The organism is Luteimonas wenzhouensis (assembly GCF_007859305.1).
GTDB classification, from domain to species: domain Bacteria; phylum Pseudomonadota; class Gammaproteobacteria; order Xanthomonadales; family Xanthomonadaceae; genus Luteimonas; species Luteimonas wenzhouensis.
Genome location: NZ_VOHE01000004.1, coordinates 230,636 through 246,736, shown reverse-complemented (window position 1 = coordinate 246,736; position 16,101 = coordinate 230,636). Strand labels below are relative to the sequence as shown.

Below are 16,101 nucleotides of genomic sequence, written 5' to 3'. Positions count from 1 at the left end.
GCATTATCCCGCAGCCGCGGCCCCGGCGCCGGAACCGCGCTACAGGTTGCGGATCGTCGCGCGCAGCTGGGCCACGCAGCGGCGGCTGACGTCCAGCGGCCGGTCGCCGTTGCGCAGGATCGCGTGCACCTGGCCGTCGATCGAGCGCCTGAGCTCGACCAGCTCGTCGCGCGCCACCAGGCAGTTGCGGTGGATGCGCACGAAACGCTCGCCGAACTCCTCCTCCAGCGACTTGAGTGACTCCTCGATCAGGTCCTGGCCGCGGGCGTGGTGGACCACGACGTACTTCTCCTCGGCCTGCAGGTAGCGCACCTCGTCGATCGGGATCAGCCGCAGGCTGCCGCGCAGCCGGGCGCACAGGTGGGTGCGGCGCTTGCCCGCCGCCGCCGGCGCCGTGCCGTCGCCGCGCGCCGCGGCCAGCGCCCGGGCGCGCTGCAGCGCCGAGGCCAGGCGTTCCTGGCGCACCGGCTTGACCAGGTAGTCCACCGCCTCGGCGTCGAAGGCCGACAGCGCGTGCGCGTCGTAGGCGGTGCAGAACACCACCACCGGGCGGCGCTCGAAGTCCTTGAGGTGGCGCGCGACCTCGAGCCCGTCGATCCTGGGCATGGCGATGTCCAGCAGCAGCAGGTCGGGGTCGTGCTCGGCGCAGGCGTGCAACGCCTCCTGGCCGTCGCCGGCCTCGGCGACCACCTCGACCCCGGCCTCGTCGGCGAGCAGCTGGCGCAGGCGCTCGCGGGCGAGGGGCTCGTCGTCGGCGATGACGATCTTCACCTGGACACCGGCTCCAGCGGAAGCACGATCCTGCAGGCATAGTAGCCCCCGTCCCATCCGGACACCATGTCGGCGTCGCGGCCGAACATATAGCCCAGGCGATGGCGGATGTTGCGCAGCGCGTGGCCGGCGCCGTGCATGCCGGCTTCTTCCGGCGGCGGCGCGGGGTTGCGGACCTGCAGCGCCAGCAGGCCGTCGGCGGCCGCGACCTCGATCTCGATCGTGCCCCCTGACGGCAGCCGCGAGATGCCGTGCAGCACCGCGTTCTCCAGCAGCGGCTGCAGCACCAGCCGCGGCAGCGGCAGGTCCAGCGGCAACGGCTCGCGGCGCCGCCATTCCACCTGCAGGCGCGTGCCGAGCCGCAGCTGTTCGATCGCCAGGTAGCGTTCGGCCAGGTCGAGCTCCTCACGCAGCGAGGAGCGTCCTTCGCCGGCGACCAGCGCGGCGCGGAACAGGTCGGACAGGTCGAGCACCGCGCGTTCGGCCACCGCCGGGTCGCGCCGCAGCAGGCCGGCGATCATGTTCATGCTGTTGAACAGGAAGTGCGGCCGGATCCTGGCCTGCAGCGCGTCGGCTTCGGCCCGCGCATGCGCTTCCACCTGCGCCTGCCAGCGGTCGATCACGTAGAAGTAGCGCAGCGCCAGCGCCGACAGCAGCCCCACCACCGCGGCGCTCCCCCCGGTGAACCGCCAGAACCCGGGAAAGGCGCCGGAGGTGTCCACGCTCGCGAACAGGCCGTGCACGATCGCCGCCGCGACCGCCGCCACCACCAGCGCCAGCGCCACCGCCGCCAGCGCACCGCTGCGCCCGGGCAGCAGCGACAGGCGCTCGCGCAGCACGCACAGCAGGGCGGTCACCGACAGCGCCAGCCACAGCGCGTAGCTGCTGGCGATCAGGAAGCCGTGGGCATCCCAGCCGCGGCCGCCGACCGGGACCAGTGCCGCGACCACCACCGCCAGCTGCGCCAGGCCGAGCATCGCCGCGATGCGCGGTGGCCGGCACAGGTCCGGCAGCCACGGCTCCCCGCGCGGCGCCCCGGGCATGGCTCAGTCCGCGGCGATCCGCCGCGACATCCAGTCGCCGAGGTCGCGGATCTCCTCGAGGCAGACCGAATGCGGCATCGGATAGCCGCGGAACTCGACTTCGAAGCCCTGCCCGCGCATCCACTGCGCGCTGCGCTCCCCGGCCTGGAACGGCACCACCGGATCCTGGGTGCCGTGGCCCATGAACAGCGGCTGCGCGCGCGCGGCATCGGCCAGGGTGTCGGCCGCGCGCCGCGGCGACGGCAGGTAGGTCGAGAGCCCGACCAGCCCGGCCAGCGGCTCGCGCCGGCGCACGCCCGCGGCCAGGGTGATCGCGCCGCCCTGGGAAAACCCGGCCAGGAAGATGCGCGAGGCGGGGGTTCCGCGTTCGACCTCGCGCGCGATCAGCGCCTCGACCTGGGCCACCGATTCCTCCACGCCGGCGTCGTCGGCGCGGTCGACCGCGTCGAAGTCGAAATCGCGGATGTCATACCAGGCACGCATGCGCATGCCGTTGTTGATCGTCACCGGGCGCACCGGCGCGTGCGGGAACACGAAGCGCATCGCGGGCCAGTCGCGCCGCACCAGTTCGGGCAGGATCGGGACGAAGTCGCTGCCGTCCGCGCCCAGGCCGTGCAGCCACACCACGCTCCACCGCGGCGCGGGTCCGGTTTCGCGTTCGATCGCCTCGAGCAGGTCCGGCTGGGCCTGGGCCATGGGCAGTATTCCCCCTGGGAAGTGGTGCATCGGGTGCCGGCAATATACCCCGCCGGTCCGCGCGCCGGCCTCAGCCGCCGGGACCGTGGCCGTGCCAGGCCTCGATGATGGTCGCGCGCGCGGCGTCCAGCGCCGGGTCGTGCGGCACCAGGCGCGGACGGCGGTCGAGCGTACAGTCCAGGCCCGCCGCCACCAGCGCCGCATGCGCCCGGCCCAGGCCCGCGGCGACCTCCTCGGGCAGCACCGCCGCCGCGGCCATCGCCTCCAGCAGCGGGCGCGTGGCGCGCGGCTGCAGCAGGTCGGGACACTGCGCGGCTTCACGCAGCACCAGGTACTGGGCCAGGAATTCCAGGTCTACCAGCCCGCCTTCGCCCTGCTTGAGGTCGAACAGCGCGCCGTCGCTGCGGTCGAGTTCTTCGCGCATGCGCTGGCGCATCGACAGCACGTCGGCGCGCAGCCGGCCGGGGTCGCGCCCGCGAGCGAGGGTGGCGGTGCGGATGCGTTCGAACGCGGCGCACAACGGCGCGTCGCCGGCCACGCAGCGGGCGCGCACCAGCGCCTGGTGCTCCCAGGTCCAGGCGCGGTCGCGCTGGTACTCGTCGTAGCTGGCCAGCGACGAGACCAGCAGGCCCTTGCCGCCGTCCGGGCGCAGGCGCACGTCGACCTCGTACAGGCGGCCACCACCGGTGACCGCACCCAGCAGCGACACGATCTTCTGCGCCAGGCGCGCGAACCAGCGCGGGGCGTCGAGCGGCCGGGCACCGTCGGAGTACGCGTTGGGCGGCGCGTCGTAGAGGAACACCAGGTCCAGGTCGGAACCGAAACCCAGTTCTTCGCCTCCCAGGCTGCCGTAGCCGAGCACGGCGAACCCGGCGCCGGCGATGGCGCCATGGGCGTGCTCGAGTTCGCGCCGCGCCAGCGCCAGCACGCTGGCGACCACGGCGTCGGCCAGCCAGGCCAGCTGCCGGGTGCTGTCGCAGGCCGGCTGGCGCCGGTCGAGCGTGGCCAGGCCGATGCGGAAGCTGAGCTGCTGGCGGACCTCGTTGAGGGCGAACAGCGCCGCCTCGGTGTCCATGTCCAGCGGGGGCGTGCAGGCCTCGGCCAGCTGCTCGCGCTGCGGCAGCGGCCCGCTGGCGCGCACGTCGAGCAGTTCGTCGAGCAGCAGCGGGTGCGCGGCCAGGCGTTCGGCCAGCAGCGCGCTGCGGGTGACCAGGTCCACCAGCCGCGCCAGCGCGGCCGGGTGCTCGTCAAGCAAGGCCAGGTAGCTGGCGCGGCGCAGGATGTTGTGCAGCATCGCCAGCAGCCGCCGGATCGCCTGCAGCGGGCGCGTGGCCGGGGCCGAGGCCTGCAGCAGCACCGGCATCACCCGGTCCAGGCGCGCGCGCGAGGCATCCGACAGCTCGCGCACGCTGGGCGTGCGCACGAAGTCGCGCAGCGCCGCGTCGACCTCCGCCGCGGACTGGAAGCCGGCGGCCGCGAGCGTGTCGGCGCTGCCGCCTTCGGGCAGCGCGCGCCAGTAGCCGGCGATGTCGCCGGCCACCGCGGGCTGCTGCTCGCGCTGCGACAGCAGGGCCTCGAATTCGCGGGTCACGCGCGCCCGGTGGCGTGCGATGTCGCGCGCCAGGCGGTCCCAGCCGTCGTGCCCCAGCCCGCGCGCGATCCGCTCGCGGTCCAGCGGCGCGGACGGGAGCAGGTGGGTCTGTTCATCGCGCAGCATCTGCAGGCGGTTTTCCAGCCGGCGCAGGAACCGGTAGTCCTGGGCGAGCGCGGCGGCGGTGGCCGGCTCGACGTGGCCGCCGGCCTGCAGCGCCGCCAGCGCCGGCAGCAGCCGCGGCTCGCGCAGCGCGGGCTCGCGGCCGCCGCGGATCAGCTGCAGCGCCTGGGCCAGGAACTCGATCTCGCGGATGCCGCCAGGCCCCCGCTTGATGTCGTCGGCCAGCTCCTTGCGCGCGACCTCGGCGGCGATCATCGCCTTCATCGCGCGCAGGCCGTCGAGCGCGCCGAAGTCGAGGTAGCGGCGGTAGACGAACGGGCGCAGCGCCTCCAGGAACCGCTGCCCGGCCTCGAGGTCGCCGGCCACCGGGCGTGCCTTCTGCCAGGCGTAACGCTCCCAGTCGCGGCCTTCGCGCTGGAAATAGGCCTCCAGCGCCGCGAAGCTGACCGCCACCCGCCCGGCGTTCCCGAACGGCCGCAGGCGCAGGTCCACGCGATGGCAGAAACCGTCGACGGTGCGTTCGTCGAGCAGGCGCGCCAGCTGCTGGCCGAGGCGGGCGAAGTAGTCCTCGGCCGCCAGCGGACGGATCGACTCGCCCCGGCTCTCGCCCCCGTGTTCGTATCCGTAGACCAGGTCGATGTCGGAACTGAAGTTGAGTTCGCCGCCGCCGAGCTTGCCCATGGCGAACACCACCAGTCGCACGACCTGCCCGTCGGGGCCGTGGATGCGGCCGTGGCGGCGGGCGAAGTCCTCCTCGACCGCGTCCAGAGCCAGGCGCAGGCAGGTTTCGGCCAGGTGGGTGGTGGCGGCCAGGGTGGCGTCGATGCCGTCCAGCCCGAGGACGTCGCGCCAGACCAGGCGGGTGGACTCGGCAGCGCGGTAACGGCGCAGCTGGCGCGGCCACTCCTCGCCGCGGCCGGGCTCGAGGACCGGCGGCGGCAGCGGCACGGCGCCGTCGCCGTCGGCGAGCACGGCCAGCAGGTCCGGCTGGCGCACCAGGGTGTCGATGGCGAAGTCGCTGGCGATCGCGACCCGGCGCAGGCGCTGGCGCAGGTCCGGGTCGTCGGGCAGCCCGTCGATCCGGGCGAGTGCGCGTTCCACGAACGCGTCGAGGTCCTGGCGGTGCGGGTCCATGCCCGGATTGTGGCACCCGGCCCGGGCGTCCGGCGGGCCGGGTGGGCCTTCGACCGCTCATGCCGACGCGATCGCCGATGCAGGCTGCGTGGACGACGCACGGGCCGGAGGCGCACGGCGCCGGCCATGGAGGGAGGCGCGGATAAAAAAAGCCCGCTTGCAGTTGCCTGCCAGCGGGCTTTGCTCCCTCCCCCACGTCGGGTGCGGAGCCATCGTGAACGATTCGTGAGCCAGGATGCACGCTGCAGCGCAAAACAGTACCGGGCGGTTCAATAACGCGACGGACCCGTCCGCGCTGGCGGACCCGTGCTGCAAACGTTTCCAGACGACGCAGCGCGGTGCCGTGGGGCGCTAGCGCGGCCGCGGACGCCGCCGCAGGTCGCGCAGGATCTCGCGCGCGGCGTTGCGTCCCGGCAGCCCGGTGACGCCGCCGCCGGGATGGGTCCCGGACCCGCACAGGTACAGGCCGGGCAACGCGCCGCGATAGCGCCCCTGCCCCAGCAGCGGGCGGGCGCTGAACATCTGGTCGAGGCCGAGCGCGCCGTGGAAGATGTCGCCGCCGACCAGGCCGAACTCGCGCTCGAGGTCGAGCGGCGTGAGCGCGCGGTAGCCGAGCACGCTGCGCGCGAAGTTCGGCGCCACCGCGTCGACCGTGTCGATCATCAGCTTCGCCACCGTCTCGCGGTGCGCGTCCCAGCCGCCGTCGGGCAGCTCCGGGTTCACGTGCTGGCAGAACAGGCTGGCGACATGGCACCCGGGCGGCGCCAGCGTGTCGTCGAGGGTGGAGGAGATCACCAGCTCCACGATCGGCGCGCGCGCCCAGCCGGGGTTGTGGGCGCGCGACTTCGCGTCGAAGTACGCGGTCTCGAAGTACTGCAGCGAAGGCCCGACCAGGATCCCGCTCTGGTGGTGCGGCTGCAGCTGCGTGCCGGGCGCGGCGATGAAATCGGGCAGCTCCGACAGCGCCACGTTCATGCGGAACGTGCCCGAGCCGCAGCGGTAGCTGGCGATCCGGCGCGCGGTGTCCCCGTCGAGGTGCTCGCGCGGCACCAGGCGCGTGTACAGCAGCTTCGGGTTGAGGTTGGACACCACGGTGGCCGCGCGCAGTTCGCGGCCGTCCTCCAGCGCCACGCCTACCGCGCGGCCACCGCGTACCAGCACGCGCTCGACCGCGGCGCCGGTGTGGATGCGCACGCCGCGCGCCGCGCATTCGCGCGCCATCGCCTGGGTGATCGCGCCCATGCCGCCGATCGCGTGGCCCCAGGCGCCCTGCTTGCCGTTGACCTCGCCGAACACGTGGTGCAGCAGCACGTAGGCGCTGCCGGGCGTGTACGGACTGGCAAAGTTGCCGACCACCGAGTCCCAGCCCAGCGCCGCCTTGAGCGGTTCGCTTTCGAACCACTGGTCGAGCAGCTCGCCGGCCGAACGGGTGAACAGTTCCAGCAGGTCGCGCCGGCCTTCGAGATCGAGGCGGCCGAGGCGGCGCGCCACGTCCCAGGAGGCGAGCCAGTCCGACAGCGACAGCCTGCCACCCACGTCCGGCGGCGTGCGCCGCGCCAGCTCGCGCAGCACGGCGACCACGCGCGTGAGCATCGCCTCGTACGCGGGCATGCGCTCGGCATCGCGCGGCGACCAGGCGGCGATTTCGTGCAGGCCGCGCTCGCCGCCGAGGCGGAACGCGCGGCCGTCGGGCAGCGGCAGGAAGTTGGAGAACGGGCGCTCGACCACGCGCAAGCCGTGTCGCGCCAGCTGCAGGTCGGCGATCACCGACCGGTCCAGCAGGCTGACGGTATAGCTGGCGGTCGAATTGCGGAAGCCCGGATGGAATTCCTCGGTCACCGCCGCGCCGCCGACGACGCCCCGGCGTTCGAGCACGGTGACCGTCAGCCCGGCCGCCGCGAGGTAGGCGGCGCAGACCAGGCCGTTGTGCCCGCCGCCGACCACGAGCACGTCGGCATCGTCGCGCAGCGGCGCGGATTGGAGTCCGGAGTCTTCCCGCATCGCCCGATTGTAGGGCGATGCGGCAGGCCTCAGCCGGCGAGGACGCGTTCGACCAGGTCGGCCAGGCGCGCGGCCGCATCCGGACGCCCCAGCGCGGAAGCGGCGCGCGCGGCCTCTGCAAGCCGCGTGGGCGAGGCGAACAGTCCGCCCAGCAGCCGTGCCAGCGCCTCGGGCGTGAATTCCGGCTCCGGCACGTGCCAGCCCGCGCCGGCGTCGGCCAGGGTCTGAGCGTTGCGGCGCTGCTCCTCGCGCGAGCCGCCGTGCGGCAGCGGCACGAAGATGGCGGGGCGGCCGATCACCAGCAGGTCGGCCGCGGTGCTGGCGCCGGCGCGGGTGATGACCAGGTGCGATTCGCGCAGGCGGTCGCCGATGTCATGGAAGAACGGCTGCACCTGGGCGTCGATGCCGGCGCCGCTCAGCTGCGCGTGCAGCACCTCGGGATCGTCGCCCCGGCACTGCAACGACACGTGCAGGCGGCGGCGCAGGTCCTCCGGCAGCTGCTGCAGCGCGGGCGGCACCACCCGCCCGAACACCGCCGCGCCCTGGCTGCCGCCCACCACCAGCAGGCGCAGCGGGCCGTCGGCCGACAGCGGCGGATAGTCGCCGCGTGCATCGAGGATCGCCTGGCGCACCGGGTTGCCGGTCTGCACGATCCGCGCCGGATCGAAACCATCCGCGCCCTCCACGGTCGGAAACGAGGTCGCGAGCGCGGATGCGAACCGCAGCAGGCGCGCATTGGCCTTGCTCAGCCGCGTGGCCTGCTCGTGCAGCACCAGCGGCAGGCCGAGGCTGCGCGCTGCCAGTGCGGGGGCGAAACTGGGATAGCCGCCGAACCCGACCAGCAGCGCGGCGCGGCGCCGGCGCAGGTCCCGGCGCGAGCCAAGCACGCCGCGCAGGATGGCCAGCACCGCGCGCAGCTTTGCCGCGATCCCGCCCTCGAGCGAACTGGCCGGCAGCACCACGTGCGCCAGGCCGTCCAGCGCCCGGGTGTACTGCGCGCCGCGGCGTTCGGTATGGATCACCACGTCGTGGCCGCGCGCGAGCAACTCGCGCGCCAGCGCCTCGGCCGGGAACAGGTGGCCGCCGGTGCCGCCGGCGGCAAGGGCGATCGTGGCGCGGGGGACGGCGGGTGACGGCATGGCGCGGCGACGCGGAGTGGGCGCCGCACTATAGACCAGCGGCGCGCGGCGACGCCCGGGACGGGCCGTCAGCCCTCGTCCCCGGCGGCGAAGAAGGCCAGCTTGCGCCGGCGCGGCAGCTGCTTGAGCCGCCACTCCGCGCGCGAAGCGCTGGCGCGATCCGGATACGCGCGGCTGGCCAGCAGCCGCAGCGGACCGCGCCCGCGGGTGTAGCGCGCACCCGTGCCGTCGGCATGCGCCTGCAGGCGCGCGGGCAGGTCGTTGCTGATGCCGGCGTACCAGGTGCCGTCGCCGCATTCGAGCAGGTAGAGCCACCAGCAGCGGTCGGGGGCGGCGTGCATGGCCGTGACGGAAGAAGCGCGAACGCGGTGGGCGGATGGTACCGCCGGTGTGTGCGGCCACGGGGTGCCTGGAAACGCGGGCATCGACCGCCTCGCGATGGAGGCGGGCATCCCGGGAAGGCCGGTCGCGGCTGAAGCCGCTCCTGCGGGGGCGGAAACGCGAACGCCGCCGGGAGACGGCGGCGCCGCGTGGGGAAACACGGCCAGGGGCCTACTTGGCGCGCGACAGGTAGCCGTGCATCCGCAGCCAGCTCACCCAGGCATCGAACCAGCCGGTGCTGGTGGTTTCCTTCTGGTACATGCCGAAGCCGTGGCCACCCTGCTCGTAGTAGTGGAACTCGACCGGACGCCCCGCCTTCTGCCAGCTCTCGACGATGCCGAAGCCCTGGTTGCTGAACAGGCCGTCGTCGGCGGCCAGGGCGACGAACATCGGCGGCGCGTCGGCCGGCACGTCGTTGACCGCCGAGATCGGCCCGTAGATGTTGCCGATGAAGGCCGGCCTGGCGTCCTCGCCGTGCAGCGCGGTGGTCAGGGTGAGCATGGCGCCGGCCGAGAACCCGATCATGCCGATGCGGTCGGGATCGATGTTCCATTCGGCGGCGCGGCTGCGCACCAGCGCGAACGCGGCGCGCGCGTCGGCCAGCTGCGGCTCGAGCATCTTCGCCGCATCGGCCGCGCCCGGGTCGCGCGGCGGGCGCGGGCCCGACAGCATCTGCCGGATCGACTCGGCAAAGCCGTCGAGGTCGGCCGGGGTCTGGTTGAGCCGGTACTTGAGCACGAACGCGGCCACGCCGTGCCTGTTGAGCGCCCGCGCCACGTCCCAGCCCTCGTTCTCCATCGACAGCGAGCGGAAGCCGCCGCCGGGGGCCACGATCACGGCGGCGCCGGTGGCCTTGTCGGGGTCGGGGAGGAACGGCGTGAGCGTGGCCTCGGTGACGTTGCGGGCGAACACGCGCTCGTACTGGCGGTGCCAGCTCTCGGGATGGGTCGCGCCGGGCAGCGGGCCGGTGCCGAGCGGGATCGCATCGGGCTGCGCCGGGGTCTCGATCGCCACCATGGTGTCGTCCTGCGCCACGGCGGCGCCGGCCCACGCCAGGAGGCTGCCGGCGGCCAGGGCCAGGCACCAGCGGTGGATGCGGCCGTGGCCGCGCGTTCGGGTCGTGCTCGAAGTCATGTCGTTGCTCCCTTGGGACATTGACGTTGGAGGGGGCCGGCGCGCCTCCCCGCGCCGGCAACGGCTCACCGCGGCACCGGCCGCGGCCGATCGTTGCGGAAGGACGCGGACTGGACCGGCACCCCGGTCCCGGGCTGGCCGGAGCCGACCCAGACGCGGTGCTCACCGGCCATCACCAGGCGCGTGCCGGCCGCGTCCACCGCGCTCAGGTCGCGCGCATCGAGTTCGAACACCAGGGTGCGCTCCTCGCCCGGCTGCAGGTGCACCCGCTCGAAACCACGCAGCGCCAGCCGCGGCAGCCCCTCGCCCTCGGGGAACCCGAGATAGAGCTGCGCCACCTCGTCGCCCGCGCGGGTGCCGGTGTTGCGGACCCGCGTGGTCACACGCAGCCCGTCCGCCGCCCCGCCGCGCGCGGCGGCGATCTCCAGCGGCGCGTACTCGAAGCTGGTGTAGCTCAGCCCGTACCCGAACGGGTAGACCGGCGTGCCGTCGAAGTAGCGGTAGGTGCGGCCGCGCATGTCGTAGTCGCCGAACGGCGGCAGGTCATCCACCGAACGGTAGAAGGTCAGCGGCAGGCGCCCGCCCGGGTTGAGGTGGCCGGCGATCGCGTTGCCCACCGCCAGGCCACCGGACTGGCCCGGGTACCAGGCCTCGATGATCGCGTCGGCGTGCTCGCGCGCCCATGCCAGGTTGACCTGGCTGCCGTTCATCAGCACCACCACCAGCGGCTTGCCGGTGGCGCGCGCGGCTTCGAGCAGTGCCTGCTGGTCGGCGAGCAGGTCGAGCGAGGTCTTGTCGCCGCCCTGGAAGCCGGGCACCTCGACCGGCGCCTCCTCGGCCTCGAGGTCCGAGGTCAGGCCCACCACGGCCACCAGCACGTCGCTCTCGGCGGCGGCCGCGCGCATCTCGTCGAGCGGTGCGTCGGACACCCGCTTCCACAGCAGGCCGATGCCGGTGAGGATGCGGGCCTCGGTGACCACCCGGATCGGGTAGCGGCGACCGCCCTCCAGGTGCACCGTCCTGAGCGTGGGCAGGCTGTTCCAGGACGCGCCGCGCAGGTCGACGAAAGGCTTGCCGTCGAACTCGAGTTCGCCGTTGAAGCCGCCCAGGCCAAGCCGGTAGGTGCCGGTCTCCGGCGGCACCAGGTAACCGGTCCACTCCACGCGGTGCACGTCGTGCACCTGCGCCAGGTCGAGGCTGCGCGAGTTCACGTCGGGCTCGACCCGGGTGACGACCGGTTCGCGGGCGAAGCCGGTGCGCTCGATCCAGGCGTCGAGCTCGCCGGGGGCGAAGCGCGCGGGCGGACGCTCGGCGGCGTTGAAGTAGCGCGCCAGCAGGCCGGGCTCGCCGTCGGGCGTGCGCAGCGCGCTGGTGGGAATCGGGTCGCCATCGGTCCAGGTGGCACCGAACGGGACATGGCGCACCTGCGCATCCGGCATCGCCCGGCGCAGTCCCTCGAGCACGGAGACCGGCGGCGCCGACTGGGGCGAGGAATAGTTGCCGCGCAGCACCCGGGTGGCGTCGCCCAGCGGGCCGATCACCGCGATCTTCGGCGCGCCCCGCAGCGGCAGCACGCCGTTGTTCTTCAGCAGCACCAGGCTCTTCTCCGCCGCTTCGAGCGCCAGCTCGCCATGCGCGGGGGCGCCCACGTCCGCCGGCGAGGCGGTCTCGGTCGACAGCGGCCGCAGCCCCGGCAGGTCGCCGTTGCGCAGGCGCGCGGCGAACAGGCGCACCAGCGCGCGGTCGATGTCGGCCATGGTGAGCAGGCCGCGCGCCAGCGCCTCGCGGTAGGGCTGCGTCAGCCCGTCGGTGTCGGTGAGCGTGGCACCGTTGCACTCGCTGTCCACGCCCGCGCGCAGCGCCGCGGCCACCGCGGCGGGCGCATCGGGCGCGAACGCGTGGTGGCGGTGGATGTCGCCGACCGCGTCGCAGTCCGACACCACGTAGCCGCGGAAGCCCCAGTCGCCGCGCAGAATGTCGCGCAGCAGCAGGTCGCTGGCGCAGGCCGGCACGCCGTCGACGCGGTTGTAGGCGCACATGATCGAGCCCGCGCCGCCTTCGACGATCGCGGCGCGGAACGCCGGCAGGTAGGTGTCCTCGAGGTCGCGGCGCGAGACGTAGACGTTGGCGTGGTGGCGGGTCGATTCGGGCCCGCTGTGGACCGCGTAGTGCTTGGGCGTGGCGATCACGTCGTACAGGCCCGGCGCGTCGCCCTGGATGCCGCGCACGTAGGCCACGCCCATGCGCGCGGCCAGGAACGGGTCCTCGCCGTAGGTCTCCTGGCCGCGGCCCCAGCGCGGGTCGCGGAAGATGTTGATGTTCGGCGACCAGGTGTTGAGGCCGGTGCCGATGCGTCCGGTGCGGCCGGTCTGGCGCGCCAGCGCATGCAGGCCGCGCACCTCGGTGCCGATCGCGGCCGCGACGCGCTGCACGAGCGCCGGATCGAACGTGGCCGCCAGGCCGATGGGCTCGGGGAAGTTGGTGGTGGGCAGGGGACCCATCGCCCCGTGCAGCGATTCGGTCCACCAGTTGTAGGCGGGGATCCCCAGGCGCGGGATCGCGGGCGCGGTGTTGAGCAGCTGCCCGAGCTTCTCGTCAGTGTCCAGGCGCGCGACGATCTCCGCGGCCATGGCCTCGGCGCGCGCCTGGATGCGCGCCGCGCGCTCGGCGTCCTGCCCCGCTGTGGCGGGCGCCGCCAGCAGCAGCGCGCACCACAGCCACCCCCGCCAGGTCCGGGTCCGTGCGATCACTCCAGCCTCCCTCCACCGCGGGCGTCGATCGCGCCCGCGTCCTCCCCTACAGGGTGCACCAGCGCCCGGCCGCGACCAATCGCAATCCTGTTCACAGGCATAACGGTTTCGTGATGCAGCCCCGGCCCGGCGCGCAAGCCCCCGTGGGGCCTGCGTTCATTCGCCTTGCATGCAGCGCGCACTAGACTCCGGCGCGTGTTGTACCACTCCCTCCCCTCCCCTCCACCCGGCGCACGCCGCCGGGGCCTGGCCACCGGTTGCGTGCTGCTGGCCCTGGCCCTGTCCGCGTGCGGCGGCCGCGGGGTGCACCGCGCCGAGGCCCCGCCGCTGGGCGAGACCTTCGGCGCGGAAGACACCTACTCGCGCGAGTATCCGGTGCCGCCCGCGGTGGCCTGCGAGGCCGCGCGGCGGGCGCTGCTCGGCCAGGGCTACGTGATCGGGCGCGCGGACGACGAAACGCTCGAGGCGACCAAGGTCTTCCAGCCCGAGTCCGACCTCCACACCCAGCTCAACCTGCGGGCGACCTGCGTCGAACGCGCCGACGGCGGGTCGATCGTGTTCCTCAACGCGGTCCAGGACCGGCACGTGCTGCGGACGCAGTCGAGTTCGGCCAGCGTCGGGGTGAGCATGATCGGCTCGGTGTCGCTGCCGGTGCCCATCGGCAACAACGCCAACCTGGTGCGCGTGGGCAGCAACACGGTGCAGAACCGCGACTTCTACCGGCGCCTGTTCGACCGGGTGGCCTACTACCTGCCGGGGACGCCGCGCAACGCGCCCCCGCCGGAGCCGGAGCCGGAAGGGCCGCCCGACCCGGTCGGGCCCGAGCCACCCACGCCCGAGGACGAAGCGGGCATCGCCACCGGCATCGACGTCGACGGCTGAGCGGCCGGCGCCCTCAGCCCGCTGCCTGTCGCGGCCGCGACGGCGGCGCCATCACCAGGTCCACGGCCAGGCCGGCGCGGTGCGCGCGCCGGGCGCAGGTGCTGGCGTAGTCATAGGCGGCGTCGAGGCTGTCGAAGCAGCCGTCGACGACGCGGTCGCGGGTCACCGTCCAACCGTCGCGCAGGTCGTGCCCGACTTCGATCCGGATCCTGCCCTGTTCCACTGTCCACCTTCGCGCGCATGCCGGGGGAGGCGCATCGTAGGGACGCGGATGTGGACGCCGCGTTGCCGCCTCCCGACCCTGCGATGACAGTGCGCGCGACCGCGCACGCGGTCACGCCGCGCCGGGGCGGGTGGCCACCCGCGCGCCGAGCAGGGCCGCCGCGGCGAGCGCGAAGGCCACCGCCAGCAGGGCCGCGGCCAGGCTCGCGCCCTGGGCGACGAAGCCGATCAGCGCCGGCCCGGCGAGCACGCCGGCATAGCCCAGCGTGGTGACCGCCGGGATCGCCAGGTGCACCGGCATCCGCGTCTGCCGGCCGGCGAGGCTGAACATCACCGGCACGATGTTGGCGCAGCCGATGCCCAGCAGCGCATGCCCGGCGAGGCTGGCACGCAGGTCCGGCGCCAGCACCACCAGCGCCAGCCCGGCCGCGGCGAGCAGGCCGCCGCACGCGACCGTCGGCGCACTGCCGACGCGCGCGATCACGCCGTCGCCCAGCAGCCGGGTAAGCGTCATCGCCACGTTGAAGGCGACGAAGCCCCATCCGGCGCGGGCCACGTCCACCTCCCGCACCTCGTGCAGGTAGACCGCGCTCCAGTCGAGCATCGCGCCCTCGGCCAGGAAGCTCACGAAGCACACCGTGCCCACCACCGCGACCACCCCGCGCGGCACCGCGAACATGCGCGCACCCGGCGGCGCGCGGTCGGGGCGCCAGGCGCCGGCGGCGCCGGCGCACAGCAGCGCCACCAGCGCGGCCACCGCCAGCGTGGTGGCCAGCGGACCACGCCCGCTGCCCAGCAGCAGCGTGGCCAGCAGGGCGCCGGCCAGGCTGCCGACACTGTAGAAGGCGTGGAAGCCGGACATCATCGGCCGCCCGGCCTCGCGCTCCACCACTACCGCCTGGATGTTCATGGTGCAGTCCATCGCGCCCATCGCCGCTCCCAGCGCCAGCAGCACCAGGCCCAGCAGGAGCGGGTCGGACACCAGCGCCAGCAGCGGAAGGCACGCCACCATCACCGCGGTGCTGGCCAGCATCACCCGCCGGCAGCCCTGGCGCCCGGCCAGCGCGCCGGCCATCGGCATCGCCAGCAGCGAGCCCATGCCCAGGCACAGCAGCACCAGCCCCAGGCCGGCCTCGTCCAGGCCCGCGCGCAGCTTGGCGTACGGCACCAGCGGCGCCCAGGTGGCGATCGTGAAGCCGGGGATGAAGAACGCGGCACGGGTGGCGTGCTGCTGCGCGCGGCGGGGGTCGTGGGCTGCCAAGGACGTGCCTGCGGGTGGGGACCCCACACCATAGCCGGCGCCGCGGCCGCGCGCTGCGCCCGAGGGTGCGCATCGGGCAACATGTGCGTTCCACCAGAGGGGATTGATGCACATGAGGATCCGACACCTGCTGGCCGCGGCCTTCGCGGCGGGGACCCTGGCGCTCGCGACCGCGGCGGCGACCCCGCCGCCCTTCCCGTGGCCCGACGGCCAGCGCGCGGCGGTCAGCCTGGCCTACGACGACGCCCTGCCCTCGCAGCTCGACCACGCGATCCCGGCGCTCGACCGGCACGGGCTCAAGGGCACCTTCTACCTGACCCTCGCCGCGGACACGGTGCGCGAGCGCATGGAAGAGTGGCGCGCGGCGGCGCGCAGCGGCCACGAGCTGGGCAACCACAGCCTGTTCCACCAGTGCTCGGCGCGCGGCGCCGGCCGCGAGTGGGTGAAGCCGGAGCAGGACCTGGACACGACCACCGTGGCCCGGATGCAGGCCCAGGTGGCGGTGGCCAACACCATGCTGCACGCGATCGACGGCAGCACCGAGTTCACCTACACCGCGCCGTGCGGCGACCGCGCCGCAGCCGACGGCGACTACATCGCCGCGGTGGCGCCGATGTTCCTCGGGATCAAGCTGGTTGGCGGCGACGTGGTGCCCGACATGTGGGCGCTGGACCGCGCCGCGGTCCCGGTGACGGTGCCGGTGGACGCGACCGGCGCGGAACTGATCGCCCTGGTCGAGGAAGCCGGGCGCCGCGGCACGATGATCAACTTCACCTTCCACGGCATCGGCGGCGACCACCTGCCGGTCAGCAACGAGGCGCACGAGGAACTGCTGGCGTTCCTGGCCGCGAACCGCCACCTGTACTGGACCGACACCTTCCGCAACCAGATGCGCTGGGTGCGCGACCAGCAGGCGCGGGCCGGCGGCGGCCAAGGGCGGTAGGCAACACACACCGCCCCGATCCGGTGGCCG

General features: G+C 74.1%; 13 protein-coding genes. 2 read left to right on the top strand and 11 right to left on the bottom strand.

Annotation, left to right across the window (positions count from 1 at the left end; genetic code table 11):
* Positions 1 to 39: 39 nt before the first annotated feature.
* The 9 genes from FQY79_RS09825 to FQY79_RS09785 all read right to left on the bottom strand — a co-directional run bounded on the left by FQY79_RS09825 (position 40) and on the right by FQY79_RS09785 (position 12,763).
* Positions 40 to 828 carry a LytR/AlgR family response regulator transcription factor gene (locus FQY79_RS09825; RefSeq protein ID WP_186759920.1) on the bottom strand — a complete coding sequence of 263 codons (789 nt, stop codon included), beginning with the start codon at positions 826 to 828 and terminating at the stop codon, positions 40 to 42.
* The gene (locus FQY79_RS09820) at positions 768 to 1,814 is read right to left on the bottom strand and encodes a sensor histidine kinase (RefSeq protein WP_146312736.1); all 1,047 of its coding nucleotides are present in this window, start codon (positions 1,812 to 1,814) and stop codon (positions 768 to 770) included. Before FQY79_RS09820 ends, FQY79_RS09825 begins: the two co-directional genes overlap by 61 nt.
* Positions 1,815 to 1,817: 3 nt before the next feature.
* Positions 1,818 to 2,510: an alpha/beta hydrolase gene (locus FQY79_RS09815; RefSeq protein WP_146312735.1), complete on the bottom strand. Its 693-nt coding sequence runs from the start codon at positions 2,508 to 2,510 to the stop codon at positions 1,818 to 1,820.
* Between the two features lie 70 nt (positions 2,511 to 2,580).
* Entirely contained in the window at positions 2,581 to 5,358 is a 2,778-nt protein-coding gene (glnE, locus tag FQY79_RS09810) for a bifunctional [glutamate--ammonia ligase]-adenylyl-L-tyrosine phosphorylase/[glutamate--ammonia-ligase] adenylyltransferase (RefSeq protein ID WP_146312734.1), read from the bottom strand.
* Positions 5,359 to 5,709: 351 nt separating this feature from the next.
* Positions 5,710 to 7,359 (bottom strand): phytoene desaturase family protein, encoded by a 1,650-nt coding sequence (locus tag FQY79_RS09805; protein WP_146312733.1) that lies wholly within the window; start codon positions 7,357 to 7,359, stop codon positions 5,710 to 5,712.
* A gap of 29 nt (positions 7,360 to 7,388) precedes the next feature.
* Positions 7,389 to 8,498 (bottom strand): UDP-N-acetylglucosamine--N-acetylmuramyl-(pentapeptide) pyrophosphoryl-undecaprenol N-acetylglucosamine transferase, encoded by a 1,110-nt coding sequence (locus FQY79_RS09800; RefSeq protein ID WP_146312732.1) that lies wholly within the window; start codon positions 8,496 to 8,498, stop codon positions 7,389 to 7,391.
* Positions 8,499 to 8,566: 68 nt separating this feature from the next.
* Complete coding sequence (locus FQY79_RS09795) at positions 8,567 to 8,839, bottom strand: GIY-YIG nuclease family protein (RefSeq protein WP_027071575.1); 273 nt, start codon at positions 8,837 to 8,839, stop codon at positions 8,567 to 8,569.
* A gap of 211 nt (positions 8,840 to 9,050) precedes the next feature.
* Positions 9,051 to 10,013 carry an alpha/beta hydrolase gene (locus FQY79_RS09790; protein ID WP_146312731.1) on the bottom strand — a complete coding sequence of 321 codons (963 nt, stop codon included), beginning with the start codon at positions 10,011 to 10,013 and terminating at the stop codon, positions 9,051 to 9,053.
* 65 nt (positions 10,014 to 10,078) lie between these two features.
* On the bottom strand, positions 10,079 to 12,763 hold the full coding sequence (locus FQY79_RS09785; RefSeq protein ID WP_246123079.1) for a glycoside hydrolase family 3 protein: 2,685 nt from the start codon (positions 12,761 to 12,763) through the stop codon (positions 10,079 to 10,081).
* Between the two features lie 195 nt (positions 12,764 to 12,958).
* Here FQY79_RS09785 and FQY79_RS09780 point away from each other — a divergent pair, with 195 nt between their 5' ends.
* Positions 12,959 to 13,645: a DUF2242 domain-containing protein gene (locus FQY79_RS09780; protein WP_246123078.1), complete on the top strand. Its 687-nt coding sequence runs from the start codon at positions 12,959 to 12,961 to the stop codon at positions 13,643 to 13,645.
* Positions 13,646 to 13,658: 13 nt separating this feature from the next.
* Here FQY79_RS09780 and FQY79_RS09775 read toward each other — a convergent pair whose 3' ends face one another.
* Entirely contained in the window at positions 13,659 to 13,868 is a 210-nt protein-coding gene (locus tag FQY79_RS09775; protein WP_146312730.1) for a hypothetical protein, read from the bottom strand.
* A 111-nt stretch (positions 13,869 to 13,979) separates the two neighbouring features.
* Complete coding sequence (locus tag FQY79_RS09770) at positions 13,980 to 15,128, bottom strand: MFS transporter (protein WP_246123077.1); 1,149 nt, start codon at positions 15,126 to 15,128, stop codon at positions 13,980 to 13,982.
* Positions 15,129 to 15,240: 112 nt separating this feature from the next.
* On the opposite strand from FQY79_RS09770, the gene FQY79_RS09765 reads away from it, so the two are divergent.
* Positions 15,241 to 16,071 (top strand): polysaccharide deacetylase family protein, encoded by an 831-nt coding sequence (locus FQY79_RS09765; RefSeq protein ID WP_146312728.1) that lies wholly within the window; start codon positions 15,241 to 15,243, stop codon positions 16,069 to 16,071.
* The last annotated feature ends 30 nt before the right edge of the window (positions 16,072 to 16,101 follow it).